The organism is Desulfosporosinus sp. OT, assembly GCF_000224515.1.
Taxonomy (GTDB): Bacteria; Bacillota; Desulfitobacteriia; order Desulfitobacteriales; family Desulfitobacteriaceae; genus Desulfosporosinus.
The window spans coordinates 1-14,220 of record NZ_AGAF01000089.1 but is presented as its reverse complement, the minus strand read 5'-3'; the positions used below and the strand labels follow the sequence as shown (position 1 = coordinate 14,220).

Genomic DNA, 14,220 nt, shown 5'->3' with positions numbered 1-14,220 from the left:
GTATATATATATAATCATATCTTATGCCATTATCTTTTATTTTCATATCAATATATCGCAGCTGAAGAAGGAGATAAATGTACAGTATTAATTTATTTTTGAATAACCTGATACTCTGTATACCACCTGTTGGAGTAATTAAAGGGGGAATTATTTTTGAGTTGGTTACGTAACAAAAGAACAGCTTTCAAAATTGGCTTCTTAATTAGTCTGATGTCAATGTCACTAGGCGTAGTGGGGTTCGTTGGCTATTTCTATTTTCATCAAGCGGGCAATTTCTTGGAGAATCTCTATTCAAATGATTTAATACCAATTCGTGATATTAATCAAGCTAGGTCGGATAGTAATGCCCTAAAATCCTCTATTTTGGCAATAACTACTTATAACCTTGACGATAAGACTAATAAGCAACAGCTAGAACAAATAACACAACGCGAAAATTCTATTGATAAGTTTATTGAAGAGTTCCAACCTTTAGCCACGACAAATTACGAATTGGAGAGAATAAATAAAGCTAAAATTTTGTTTGAAAATATAAAAAATGTAAATCAAAGAACTCTGGACTTTGTACAGGCTGGGGATAGAACTGCAGCCATCGATTATTATTTGAAAAACGGCTTTGCAAAACAGGATGATTTTCAAATTCAGTTGCGAGAAATTGGGAATTATAACATTGAGGAAGCAAAGACGGAGGTAGCTAAGGATAATAACATTATAGATAGAGTTCAACAGGTGCTTGTTATATTACCTATAATTGCCATAATAATTGCTGTTTTGATTGGGATCATCATCACCAGAATGATTACAGTTCCATTGAAAATGATCTTAATGAAAGTAGAACAAGTAGCGGACGGAGACTTAAATGTTGATGAGTGTTCTATACATTCTAAAGATGAAGTTGGTTTACTGGCCGCATCGTTCAGTATTATGATTTTGAATCTTCGCACTCTGGTAATTCAGATAAAGAATTCTGCTGAACAACTTGCGGCATCATCTGAAGAAATCGTGGCTACAATGGAACAAAATGCCCAAGTTTCAAATCAGATTAGCACGGCTATCAGTGAAGTTGCAAATGGTACTGAGCAACAAGTCAAAGCACTAACAGAAACTTCTGCGACGATTGAAGAACTTTCTGCTAGTATTGAAGAAGTAGCTGCTAGTGGTAGCACTGTTGCCAATTCAGCGAATACGAGTGTTCAAATTGCTAGAGAGGGCAACATAACGATTACCCAAGCCGTGGAACAGATGAGCATCGTAGGGACTTCGACTGAAGTTGTTCAGAACGCAGTGAATAAACTAGCCTTTGGTTTTGACAAGATTTCAGAGTTTATTGATATAATAACAAATATTTCATCTCAAACAAACCTATTGGCTCTTAATGCAGCCATTGAAGCTGCCCGAGCAGGAGAAAATGGTCGAGGTTTTGCCGTGGTAGCTGAGGAAGTACGAAAACTTGCTGAGCTCTCTCAAGATTCAGCAGTAAACATAATCGCTCAAGTTAAAGAAAATCGAGAAAATATTAAAGACGCGGGTATTGCTATGAATAGTGCGGTAGCCAGCGTTAATGAAGGTGTAGCAGTTGTTAATACGGCTGGCAAAGCTTTTGCCAATATCGCTGGTTTAATTGATGAAGTTTCTTTGCAGGTAAACCAAATTGCGGCAGTTGTTCAACAAATGGCAAGTGGAAGTCAATATATTGTTTCTTCTGTTTTAGATATCGACGCAGTAAGTAAGGAAACCTCAAATCAGACTATGAATGTCAGTGCTGCAGTTGAGGAACAAACTGCAGCAATGGATCAGATTGCCGACAATAGTAGAGGTTTAGCAGGTTTAGCTGAAGAACTGCGAAACTCTATTGAAAAGTTCCGAATCTAAGAGACCAGAAAAAGCTTGGGTCATATTTGATGTTTTAGGCAGAGATACTTTGTTTAAGAAAACACCGTTTTTTAAACGGTGTTTTGTGCTTGTTACGGTATTTTGGTTGTTTAGAATGAAAACCGCTCTGTTCGTGTAAAAGCTGCACAAAGATATGATTCGATATATGCTATAATAGAGACCCATATTTTATTTAATAGGTATCAAATAAATATTCATTAACCATTAAAAACAATACCTAATAATGGTAAACTTAAAGAGAAGGATTAGTCCCATATGCAAATGTTGCGTATACCAATTGGAAAACTGATAGAATCTGATTAAGAGAAAAGAGAGGCCTAAGGCATGGGAAAAACTCTAATTGTAGCAGAAAAACCGTCTCAAGCTCGTGAATATGCTACAGCCTTGGGTGTCAAGGTCAAAAAAGACGGGTATATTGAAAGTGAACAGTATATAATTACGTGGTGCTATGGTCATCTTTTAGAGCTGGAGCGCCCGGAAGCTTATATGGATCTGGAGCGAGTCGGCAGACGCTGGAGTTTAAAGCGTTTGCCTGTTTTGCCAAGTCTGAACGCTTTTCGACGTGTGGTCAAACCTGGGGCGAGCAAACAATTTGAGCTGATTCAACAGTGGTTGAAGTCTTCAGAAATCGAAGAGGTTATTTGCGGAACAGATGCTGATCGAGAAGGGCAGTTACTCTTTCAGGAAGTGTGGGATGTATCTCAATGCAATAAACCCTTGTCTAGGTTGTGGATTTCCTCGCTGACGACAGCTGCGATTCGGGAAGGCTTAAAGCATCTTCGACCCGCAGAATCGGTGACTGGACTTGCTGCTGCTGGTTACGGCAGAGCATTTGCCGACTGGGATTTTGGTATGAATCTAACTGAAGGGTTTACAGCGTTGTTCGGGAGTTTTGATGCTGTGCGAAAAAAACCTAATGTCATTTCAGTAGGGAGAGTGCAGACTCCGACACTTGCTTTGATCGTAGAACGAGAATGGGAGATTGAATGTTTTGTACCCCAATCTTTTTACGAAGTGCGGGCTGAGTTCGCGACAGCTCAAGGGGAGTATCCAGGCAAGTGGTTTGATTCAAGCGAAGAGTCGAAGCGTATCACTAATCCTCAAGATGCTCTGGACATCGTTGCCAAAACGCAAAATAAACCAGGAAAAATAACCAAAATGGAGCAGAAGGATGTCCAGGAACCTGCACCGCTTCTATTTGATCTAACTTCACTGACGATAGCTGCCTCTAAGAGGTACGGCTTCAGTGCTGAAAAGGTTCTCCAGTTGGCTCAGTCTCTTTATGAGAAAAAGGCTATTACTTATCCTCGAACCGATTGCGCTTACTTACCGGAGGATTTGTTATCCAAATTACCAGACCATCTCAACGCTGTTCGTCAAGAGCCTTATACGAATTTTGTAGATGAAGCAATTGGTTTTGGGGTGCCTTCAGGTAAGCGTGTGATCAATACCATTACTGCACATCATGCCATTATACCGACAACTGAGAAAGTCGTCATCGCAAGACTTACGACCGAAGAGCAAAAACTCTATGACTTAATAATTCGTCGTTTCCTGGCCGTTTGGCTTCAGCCTGCCCGATATCATCAGACCGACGTGATAACTGAGGTTGAGGGTGAGCCCTTTCGCACGAGAGGCAAGGTTCTATTAAGTGCGGGATGGAAAAAGCTTTACGGACCGGATGAAATTGAGCATAAAATCACACGTAAAACCAAAAAGAAGGATGGTAAAGAACCGACAGAGGATGAAAACGTTACACTACCTCCTTTGACTAAGGGGGAAAACGTGCGTACGAAACGTGTTTATAGCGAGGAAAAGACCACCAAACCGCCTAAACGCTTTACCCAGGGAGATCTGCTTAAAGCAATGGAAGGTGCAGGTAAGCAAATTGATGATGAGTTGCTTCGCCAGCAATTGAAAGGCAAAGGGTTGGGCACTGTAGCGACTAGGCCAGCAATCATTGAAAACCTTATCGATCGGGGATACATGCTTCAAGAGCAAAAGGTGTTGAAACCTACTGAGAAAGGGTCCGAACTTATTCGTCTCATTAAAGAGCGGCTTCCTCAAGCTCAACTCTTGATTAGCGCCGAAATGACTGGTCAGATGGAGTTCAATCTTTCAAGAGTAGAGAATGGAGAACTAACGATTGAAAGTTATATGGCGGATGTGGAAGACGCCATTGGTCGAATTATCGAGGAATTGCGTTTCTTCGAGCACAAAAACGGTAAAACCCCTTTGGCTCTTGCACCTTCATCTCGAACTCAGGGAGCAGGAAAGAAAAGGGAAAGAACAAATAGCAAGAATACGCAGAAGGACCGAGAGTCGGCGAAGATAGCCCGAGAGATGGCAGGAAAGTCTACTGTGGAGGATAAGGCCGTAACGTTAGGGCTTTGTCCTAGATGCGGTGGCGATGTGATTGAAGGGCAGAAGGGGTTTGGGTGTGCGAGTTGGCGAGAAGGATGTCGCTTCGTAGTATGGAAAGATCCGATCTATGGTAAAGTGCTCACTCCAAATCAAATTAAAAGTCTATTAAAGAAAGGAAAAACACCGTTAATCAAAGGGTTTAAATCGAAATCGGGTAAATCATTTGCAGCCTATCTGATCTGGGAAAATCCAGCTGAGGCAAAATTGAAATTTGAGTTTAAAGGAGAATAACAAAACAAACATCGCGATCACAAATGATCGCGATGTTTGTTTTGTTGCATCTAAGAGCTGTTCCATAACAGGTTATACTATTGCAGATAAATAGATTTTTTTTGTTAAAATAGAAGGTATTTTCATAATATTGCCGAATTATGAGATTATAGGAAAAGGGAATGATGGAGAGCCATGTATCAAATAAGTAATATTGAGGTAAGTTCAGAAAGGGTGTCTCAATGTTTAATAGAAATGCCGCTAACAAGTATTTATACAGGTTAGCTTTAATTATACTACATATTATAGCAATAGCCTGCATTTGCTATTTTGCGGTTTCATCATCTTCATTTTCATTAGTGGCCAAAAGTTTTTCACTTATATGTTGCTTATTCATTCTTGTAGTTGTATGCGGAAAAAAGAGGTTTGAGGGTTGGAGCTTTAAACTAATGAATCGATTAAGCTGTAGGAGTACTCTGATTTTGACTATCCTATTGGGATTCTCAATGAGGCTTCTGTGGATTTTATTAGTTCCCTCTATTCCAATCTCTGATTTCGGCCTAATGTACGAATATGCTAAAGAAATTCAACAAGGTAATTTTACGGGATTTCATAATTATGCTTATTTTGCACGCTTTGCACATGATACTATAACAGTTTTGTACTTTTCAATTTTTTATAATCTTAAGTCAAATCCACTTATAATAATAAAGTTTATGAATGTATTGTTCTCAACTCTGGCTGTCTATTATATGTATAAAATTGTTGAACAAATATATGATGTTTCACTTGGTTTATTGGCTGCATTCCTACTTGCAATATTTCCGCCATTTATTATGTATAATTCCCAAACCATGTCTGAAAATGTAGCCATCACCTTTTATTTAATAAGCGTCTATTACTTTATGTTAGTTATTAATAAAAAGCAGAAGTTTCATGGGGACGAATTAAGGAATCTATGTATTTGTGGTCTAGCGCTCTCTATGGCAAATATGTTTAGAATGGTTGGTTTGGTTTTTCTGATTGCCTACATAATGTATTTAATTTTATTTAGAGAGATAAAAAGACTTTATTTCTTGATGCCTTTCATGCTCCTTACCTATTTTATACCAATATATTTAATTAGTTCTTTACTTATTTATAATGGGATAACTGAAACTCATCTATGGCACTCTAAAGAGCCTATCTGGACATCAGTTTTAAAAGGAACAAATTTTGAATCTAACGGGCATTGGAACGTCGAGGACGCCAAACTTCCGGAAATCTATAACCATGATCCAGATAAAATTACGCAAGCCAGTAAACAAATAATTAAAGAAAGACTATTAAACGCCTCCCCACAAAAAATCTCAACTTTTTACTTATATAAATTTGGATCTGAATGGGCAGATCCAGATATGAGTGCTTATGAATGGGCAATTAAAAATATTCCTGAAAGTAGTCCTACTGCTAATCTAATAAGAAAATTGAAATCGGAAATTTTGATAGTAACAACGTTGTTTTATCTATTTCTTTTGTATTTTAGTATTAAATCTCTACTGAGAAACAGAGATCGTCCTGAAGAAATAAGCTTCTTTTTAATATTATTTTGCGGGTTTGTGATACTTCTCTTAATCACTGAAGCTCAAGCCAGGTATGCTTTTGTAATTTCTTGGATCTTCATAATCTTGGCAATTGGAGGATTAAAGGGGAGACATGTTACAGATTTTAAAATTCAGCGTAGTAGGAGTATTAAATACAGCAATATCCTGCGTTTCCTACTCTCTAATGGTCTTTCTTAGTGTCAATTATATTGTTGCCAATGTCATCTCGTATAGTATTGGTACAATAAATAGTTACTTATGGAATAAGGGGTGGGTATTCAATTCAAATGAACGTCACTCAAAGATCCTCTATAAATTTATAGGAGTTAACAGTATTACCTTATCGTTTAACAGTTCTGTACTGTATGCTTTAGTCTCAATTTTTAGCTTAAATAAATTGACAAGCCAGATTATAGCAACCTTATTGGGAATGACATTGAACTTTATTTTAAATAAACTATGGACGTTTGGAGGTAGGAAGGTTAAAAAATGCGAGAAAAATATTTATTATCGATAGTTATACCTATGTATTGTGAAGAAGAAGTTGCAGAGGAATGCTATCAGCGAATAACTAAAGTAATGAAGGATAATGGATATTGCTACGAGCTTTTGTTTATCAATGATGGTAGTAAAGATAATACTATTAATATATTAAGGGCGTTAGCAACACGTGATGAGAAAGTGAAGGTAGTCAACTTTTCAAGAAACTTCGGTCACCAAACTGCGGTTACATGTGGTATAGATATGGCTTTAGGCGACGCAATCATATTAATAGATGCTGATTTGCAAGATCCGCCCGAGCAAATTAAAAACATGGTTGATCTTTGGCACCAAGGCTATGACGTAATTTATGGCAAACGTAAAAAAAGAAATGGTGAAACTTTATTCAAACGTTTCACTGCTAAGTGTTTCTATAAGGTTTTGGCTTATATGTCCGATGTTGATATTCCAATAAACACAGGGGACTTTAGACTGATTGATAAATGTGTAGCAACTGCATTTTCTGCTATGCCCGAAAGAAATAGATTTGTGAGAGGTATGATTGCTTGGTTAGGTTATAATCAAACACATATTGAATATGAACGAGATGAACGTTTTGCGGGGAAAACAAAATATCCTCTCAAAAAAATGCTGAAATTTGCTGGAGATGGAATAATATCTTTTTCATCAAAGCCATTAAAATTGATGTCTACAATAGGTTTTTTGACTATTATCTTGGCCTTCATTATTCTTATCTACTCAATAGTACAAAAAATATCAGGAGGATCGACCTCATCTGGTTGGGCATCACTAATGGTGGCGATAACCTTCTTCAGCGGAGTACAGCTATTCTCAATTGGTATTTTAGGAGAATATATTGCAAGGATATATGACGAAAGTAAAAACAGACCATTATATATCATAAAAGATAAATATAACTTTATGATAGAATGAACTTGCTTAGGTATCCTGCCAGCCTGTGATCTTCATACTGTCATTGGAGCCTCGAAATTTCTCTAAAACTATAAAACAGGATATAATAGTGAAATCATGCCAGTATGCTGGTCATGCTGGAGAGTATGATAACAGTCATACAATTCATTTTTGATAGAATGGAGATTTCAATGTTAACATCATTTGATCACTTCGAGCTTGACGAGGCTCTAGTAGCCGCCCTAAAACAGGAGGGAATCACAAACCCAACAGCAATTCAAGAACAAACGATCCCATTAATATTAGGGAATAGAGATGTTGTAGGCCAATCGGAAACAGGTACTGGAAAAACCTTAGCCTATCTTCTTCCTATATTTCAAAAGATTGATACGCAAAAGCGAGAAACTCAAGCCTTAATCCTTACACCAACGCATGAGCTGGCCATCCAAATTCAAAGAGCAATTGAACTATTAGTTAAAGATTCAGGTCTTGCGGTCACCTCGGCTGCAATTATAGGGAACGTAAATATCACGCGACAAATCGAAAAACTAAAGAACAAACAGCATATTATTGTGGGTTCCAGTGGAAGAATTCTTGAACTAATCCAGAAGAAAAGAATTACTGCCCAAACAATTAAGACCATAGTCCTTGATGAGGCAGATCGCCTACTTGATGAAAACAATTCTCTCACGGTAAAGGCAGTTATTAAGACAACGTTGAGCAGAACACAACTCTTGTTGTTTTCAGCCACCTTACCATCTGCAACTTTACAGCGGGCTTCTGAGGTATTAAAAAACCCAGAGGTGATTCGCATTACCGATAAAGTGATGATTGCTCCCACCATTACGCACCAATATTTCTTAGCTGAGCAAAGAGATAAGATTGAAGTTTTGCGAAAGCTAATTCGCTTGGTTATCCCAACTCGAGCCTTGATCTTTATCAACAAAAGTGAGGAAATAGAGAAAATGGTAGGGAATCTTAAATTCCATAATTTAGAATCAGAAGGAATTTATGGAGGAGCGAACAAGACCGATCGAAGGAAAGCCATGGATGATTTCAGAAGTGGTAAGATCAGCTTGCTCGTGGCTTCAGATTTGGCAGCCAGAGGATTGGACATTAAGGGGATCACTCATATTTTTAATCTTGATTTGCCTGAAGATCCACAACTTTATCTGCATCGGGTCGGGAGAACAGGCAGGGCTGGAGAAAGCGGAACGGCAATATCTATTGTGAGCGCTAAAGAGGTTTCCTATATTAAACGGTTGGAAAGTGCTTTTGAAATCAACATCAGCCCAAAGGAAATGCTTCTTGGAAAAATAGTAGATCTAAGAAAAAAAGCGACTATAGCAAAAAAGAAGTAAAAATAAGATTATTCTGACATCATCCCTAACAAATGTAGTATAATTGAAAATAGTTGAGGGAAGGAGGAAATCAGGTGACATCTCCTTTAGATTTAACTCGTGTGCTTGAAGAAGAAGGATATCTTATTGATAAAGAAGCAGCAACTACGTTGTTTCTTGCTTTGGCCTTAGAAAAACCTTGTCTTATTGAGGGGCCAGCCGGGGTTGGGAAGACACAATTGGCATTGGCGCTGGCGCGTGTAGAGAAACGGAAATTAATAAGGTTGCAGTGTTATGAAGGGCTTGATTTAAGTAAGGCATTATATGATTGGAATTATGCTAAACAGCTCTTACGTTTACAGCTTTCCAAGACTGAAGATTGGGATCAGATTAAAGTAGATCTATTCTCAGAAGAGTTTTTGCTTTCAAGGCCTCTCCTTGAATCAATCCTTTCTCAGGAACCCGTTCTGTTATTAATTGATGAACTGGATAAGAGCGACGAGGAGTTTGAGAGCTTTCTCTTAGAGTTACTTGCGGAATTTCAGGTCACAATACCGGAAATAGGTACAATTTCTTCAAAGACAAAGCCAGTTGTGATCTTGACCAGTAATAATTCTCGTGACTTTAGTGATGCATTAAGACGACGTTGTATACACATTTATTTGACGTATCCGTCGTTAGAACGAGAAATTTCTATCCTTAGTACTCAAGCTCCTGAGCTTTCCAACCGATTAGCAAAGGATGTTTGTGAGTTTGTTGCTAGGGTAAGGAAGCTGCCCTTACAAAAGCTTCCGAGTGTATCTGAAACAATCGATTTCGCTCGAGCCCTGCAGTCACTTCATCAAACAGAATTAAACTATGGTGAACTCATGGGAACCCTTAGTGTGTTATTGAAATATCCAAAAGATATTGCAAAGTTGGAGGAACGTCTCAGAAAATGGGAGAGTGAGGCTGCCCAGCGTCGCTAATTGTATATTTATTAATTTTGAGCGCCGACTTAAAATAATGCAAAGGGACGGAGACTATGGATGGATGGAATTTTGTTAGGTTAGTTCATGCTTTGAGACAGGTTTCTCTATCGATTTCCTCTCAAGATATATTTGATGTTCAAACCTGTTTATCACGCTTTCCAGAATTATCGGAAAAACAAATAATCAAATCTGTTTTCATTCACCGCCCCCAAGATACTGAGATCTTTGAGACGGTTTGGAGAATCCTATTAGAAAATCCAGAGTCGAGTACTCCGAATTACGCTGAGGACGAGACAAACAATTCTGTCTTAGAAGAGAATCAAGACAGTTCAGGAATCGGTGGGCAAGGCATAGGACGCGGAAGTGGAGGAGTTAGCCTTACCACAAGAGGAAATGTTTTGGATTTTTCACACATCACTAAGCTAGTTCCTTTTTCTCGACTTGAGGAACTAACTTCCCGTGGATTAGAATTTGAAGATGTGGTTAAAACAATATTAGCAGAAATGGACTATTATACTTGGATTAATTCATTTGATTTGGCCTTTCAACGTGGTGAGCTTTCAGAAGAGACTTGGTACAAACATCAGGACACTCGAGCCTCTCTTGTTCGTGAAATTCAGCAGCGGGTAATTACAGCTCAGGTTAGCGATGAGAACAGTTGGGAACCCCTTGTGCGACAGCATTGGTTGATCAAGTCTTTAAGTACGTTGACAGAAAAAGAGAAAGAACTTGTAAAATCGAGTATTCGGAAATGGGCGCGAAAATTGGCTGTTAGGCCAGGGACGCGTTGGAAAAATAGTCACCGAGGAACAATAGACATTTCCCAGATTGTTCGGCAAAGCGTACAATGGGATGGTTTACTTTTCCATTTGAATTATCGAAAAAAAATTCCACGAGCTTCAGAATTGGTGGTATTATGCGATGTCTCGAATTCTATGGCCGCGTTCGTCGAGTTTTTAATCTATCTGGTGACGTGTCTTAGAGCCCGTTTCCGTAAGATACGTGTTTTTTTCTTCATTGATTCTGTCTGGGATGTTTCTGAGTTTGTTTGTGATGATGATCTTAGCAGAGCTAAACAAGAGATTAAAAGCTCGGGTGATAAAGTGACTTCTGGGTTTTCGGATTATGGAACGGTATTTCAAGAACTCGCTGAGAACAAACTAAACGATGTGTCATCACGGGCGACCCTACTTATCTTGGGAGATGGTAAAAATAACTATCGCCCAGCTCAAAAGGAATACTTGGCGCAAATCGCTGCAAAGGTGCGTAATGTCTTTTGGTTAAATCCTTTAGAATTAGAGGAGTGGAATGAGCGGGATAATATGATGAAAGAATATCAAAACTATTGTTCGAAAGTTTATAGGTGCCGTTCTGCCAGCGATTTACAGCGAATTGTACAGGATGTTTTCTAGAGGAGGTTAATAGCATTTTCATTCTTTTAGGATTCATTTGCTTGATTACTCTGATGCAGCTTGTTTTCTTGGGTTCTGTTATTTTCTTGGAAAACAGGGATCCAACTAAAACTATAATCTGGTTACTAATTCTTGGAGCTTTGCCCGTTATGGGTGCTCTGCTTTATTTGCTTTTCGGTCGTGTTGTTCGGAAACACCAACTTTCTAGGCATAAACAAGGGGGACAGGAGCAATTTGAGGAAATTCTGAAAGAGCAGCAAGTTAGGCTGAAGGCAGAGGACATTGACCGAGCGGGTACTATTTCAATGAACAAGAAGCTAGCTCAGCTTTTGCTTAACGATGCTGCAGCGCCACTAACCCTCAATAATCGTTCTGAAGTACTAACCAATGGGCCAGATACATTTAAGGCCCTTTTTGCTGCACTGGAAGGCGCTAAGGATCACATTCATCTGGAATTCTTTATTTTTCATTACGATGCGATTGGTCAAGATATTCTTAACCTGTTGATTAGTAAAGCGTCTAAAGGAGTTAAGGTACGCGTGCTCGTAGATGGGTTGGCAAATCGATCCCTCACGAAACGATTTGGAGAGTTGAGGAAAGTTGGGGTAGAAGCTGAAGGATTCTATCCTGTCCGTTTTCCTTTCTTGTCGAGACGGCTTAATCTGCGCAATCATCGCAAAATCGTTGTGGTTGATGGTCGGGTGGGTTTTATAGGTGGATTAAATGTTGGGGATGAATATTTGTCGCGTAATAAGAGAATCGGATTTTGGCGGGATACTTTTCTTAAGTTGGAGGGAGATTCCGTTAACTTTTTGCAAAATGTTTTTCTTAATGACTGGAATGGCGTGACTCATCAGGACATTAATGATCTCTTATATTATCCGCAACCTCAATACTTCGGCAGGCAAATGACGCAAATTGCGGCCACTGGCCCTGATTCGGATTGGGGATCAATGTTGCAAATCTTTTTTGTGGCCTTAACTAGTGCAGAAAAGACAATTTATATTGAAACACCCTATTTCATCCCCGATGAAGGATCTGTCATGGCCTTGAAAACAGCTGCCCTTAGCGGTTTAGACGTCAGGATAATCTTACAAGGTGTTCCTGATCATAAGATTACATATTGGGCATCTCATTCGTATGTTGAAGAATTATTAGAATTGGGCGTCCGAATCTATCGTTATCAAAAAGGAATTCTTCATGCTAAAGTTCTAATACTTGATAGTAAAATTGGAGTCGTGGGATCGACTAACTTTGATATTCGCAGTTTTAGCTTAAATTTTGAAATTAGCGCCTTTATTTATGATTGCCAATTTGCGCTACGCTTGGAACAGGATTTTCATCAGGATCTTGCTGATAGTAACGAAATACTGCTGGAGGAGTACAAAAAGCGTCCGTTAGTTAACCGTGTTAAAGAATCGAGCGCACGCTTGTTTTCACCATTGCTTTAATTATTAAAGCAGTTCTATATTTAAAAAGGAATTCTATAACTGAAAATCTTGGTATGAAGGTCACTACAAGGATTGAGCTATTTAAAATTAAATAATTATAAAAAAGTAATTTTTTTAAGGAGGAAATCTCACTTCTTTGGAGAATACTATGAATAGGAAATTTTATTAATGAAATGAGGGCATGTTAAATGACAAACTTAAGAGAGCTTTACGTCTGTAGTATTTGTGGAAATGTTGTTGAGGTTGTCAATACAGGAGCATCTGCGTTGGTCTGCTGTAATAAACCCATGGACAAATTGGCGGCTGGAAGTAAAGATGCTAGTCTGGAGAAGCATGTTCCTGTTATTGAGTCGGTCGACGGAGGTATAAAAGTCAAAGTGGGTAGCGTAGCACACCCGATGGAAGAGAAACATTTTATACGATTTATAGAGGTCTTGACTAAGGATCAAGTTCTAAGAGCTGAACTCGCACCAAACCAAGCACCAGAGGCTTCATTTTTGGTGAATTCCAACGACGTTCTAGAGGTTAGGGAATACTGTACAGTTCATGGTCTCTGGCAAGCTAACAAGTAGTAACAGACAGTATTAAATAATAGGCAGGATTTCATCCTGCCTATTTTGTTGACAAATATTAGTAGGAGAAACTAGGCAACTGAAACTAAACCTAAACCTTCGTTTTACGTTACCTTTATACAAGGGTTCATCATGATCGTTGGTAACCGCTACTAGCAATAAACAAGCTGGGAACTACAAGAGGACTGCCCCATTGGGTCAGTCTTCTTTTGTCCTAATCAAGAATTTTTATTCTAATGTGAACTCAAGGGTTCATGATAGTTCTCTGTATAGTTTCCGGAGTTTAGAGAGAAATGACCTTTTCACAATTAGGATATAATCGATTAACAAAAGATAAAAAAATTTCTGACAAACAAATATAGAATTCCCATCTCTTAATTTGAAATTTATATGGCTAATGCTTGTGGATTAGAGAACATGTTAATAGTCTATATTTAGCCTATGGACAACATCTTGCATTTTCTACATTTAGCGGCGGTTACGGGAGCAAAGATTACAGATTTTGCGTAATTACGACCCAATAATCTACTAAAGAATAAATTTACTATATAATATATTAATTGTGCTCATGTTGACTTATTATGACCTTAGTGCTAATCTTAATTTAGTTTAGTTTGTACATCATACTGTGATTTAAACTAAATAGATCATGCCTTGAAGCAAAAGATATGATCTTATTTTTATATACGAACATGTGAAAAAAATCATATTGATTGTCGATTTTTAGTTTAACCAGTGATTTCACTGAAGCTATGATTATTCTGTGTCTAGCCAAACCTACCAATTTTGGTTTAGAGATAGCTTGGCAGTTACCTTATTTAGGGTTTTCCAGTCGATGAAAGCAAATATCTTCCCGCTAAAGGTAGGAGGATTGCTATTAGGTTGGTTCAGGGAAATCCTTGATCCAACTGGCTCGGCAAAAGCCGAGAGTCTATTGGCATATAAGGG

10 protein-coding genes are annotated in these 14,220 nt (G+C 38.3%); all 10 read left to right on the top strand.

Features of this window, described 5'->3' with window-relative positions; genetic code table 11:
- The first annotated feature begins 156 nt into the window (after positions 1-156).
- The 10 genes from DOT_RS08110 to DOT_RS08070 all read left to right on the top strand — a co-directional run bounded on the left by DOT_RS08110 (position 157) and on the right by DOT_RS08070 (position 13,272).
- Positions 157-1,875, top strand: coding sequence for a HAMP domain-containing methyl-accepting chemotaxis protein (locus DOT_RS08110; protein ID WP_009616857.1), 1,719 nt, complete (start codon positions 157-159; stop codon positions 1,873-1,875).
- 345 nt (positions 1,876-2,220) lie between these two features.
- Positions 2,221-4,551 carry a type IA DNA topoisomerase gene (locus DOT_RS08105; protein WP_009616856.1) on the top strand — a complete coding sequence of 777 codons (2,331 nt, stop codon included), beginning with the start codon at positions 2,221-2,223 and terminating at the stop codon, positions 4,549-4,551.
- Between the two features lie 461 nt (positions 4,552-5,012).
- Entirely contained in the window at positions 5,013-6,311 is a 1,299-nt protein-coding gene (locus DOT_RS08100; RefSeq protein WP_050809844.1) for a glycosyltransferase family 39 protein, read from the top strand.
- Positions 6,226-6,630, top strand: coding sequence for a GtrA family protein (locus DOT_RS28510; RefSeq protein ID WP_083824016.1), 405 nt, complete (start codon positions 6,226-6,228; stop codon positions 6,628-6,630). Before DOT_RS08100 ends, DOT_RS28510 begins: the two co-directional genes overlap by 86 nt.
- Positions 6,603-7,547 (top strand): glycosyltransferase family 2 protein, encoded by a 945-nt coding sequence (locus DOT_RS08095; protein ID WP_009616851.1) that lies wholly within the window; start codon positions 6,603-6,605, stop codon positions 7,545-7,547. The genes DOT_RS28510 and DOT_RS08095 overlap by 28 nt, the downstream gene beginning before the upstream one ends.
- 158 nt (positions 7,548-7,705) lie before the next feature.
- Positions 7,706-8,887, top strand: a complete 1,182-nt coding sequence (locus DOT_RS08090; RefSeq protein ID WP_139024166.1) for a DEAD/DEAH box helicase — start codon at positions 7,706-7,708, stop codon at positions 8,885-8,887.
- Between the two features lie 74 nt (positions 8,888-8,961).
- A complete protein-coding gene (locus DOT_RS08085) occupies positions 8,962-9,834 on the top strand; it encodes a MoxR family ATPase (RefSeq protein ID WP_009616840.1) in 873 nt (290 codons plus the stop codon).
- Between the two features lie 56 nt (positions 9,835-9,890).
- On the top strand, positions 9,891-11,249 hold the full coding sequence (locus DOT_RS08080; RefSeq protein ID WP_009616838.1) for a VWA domain-containing protein: 1,359 nt from the start codon (positions 9,891-9,893) through the stop codon (positions 11,247-11,249).
- A gap of 41 nt (positions 11,250-11,290) precedes the next feature.
- Positions 11,291-12,700, top strand: coding sequence for a cardiolipin synthase (cls, locus tag DOT_RS08075; protein WP_282433444.1), 1,410 nt, complete (start codon positions 11,291-11,293; stop codon positions 12,698-12,700).
- Between the two features lie 188 nt (positions 12,701-12,888).
- Positions 12,889-13,272, top strand: a complete 384-nt coding sequence (locus tag DOT_RS08070) for a desulfoferrodoxin (RefSeq protein ID WP_009616834.1) — start codon at positions 12,889-12,891, stop codon at positions 13,270-13,272.
- Positions 13,273-14,220 lie beyond the last annotated feature (948 nt).

Excerpts from the sequence above, each read along its gene's own strand:
- DOT_RS08080 (WP_009616838.1), top strand. The coding sequence starts at position 9,891 with ATGGATGGATGGAATTTTGTTAGGTTAGTTCATGCTTTGAGACAGGTT.
- DOT_RS08070 (WP_009616834.1), top strand. The coding sequence starts at position 12,889 with ATGACAAACTTAAGAGAGCTTTACGTCTGTAGTATTTGTGGAAATGTT.
- DOT_RS08105 (WP_009616856.1), top strand. The coding sequence starts at position 2,221 with ATGGGAAAAACTCTAATTGTAGCAGAAAAACCGTCTCAAGCTCGTGAA.
- DOT_RS08095 (WP_009616851.1), top strand. The coding sequence starts at position 6,603 with ATGCGAGAAAAATATTTATTATCGATAGTTATACCTATGTATTGTGAA.
- DOT_RS28510 (WP_083824016.1), top strand. The coding sequence starts at position 6,226 with ATGTTACAGATTTTAAAATTCAGCGTAGTAGGAGTATTAAATACAGCA.
- DOT_RS08090 (WP_139024166.1), top strand. The coding sequence starts at position 7,706 with ATGGAGATTTCAATGTTAACATCATTTGATCACTTCGAGCTTGACGAG.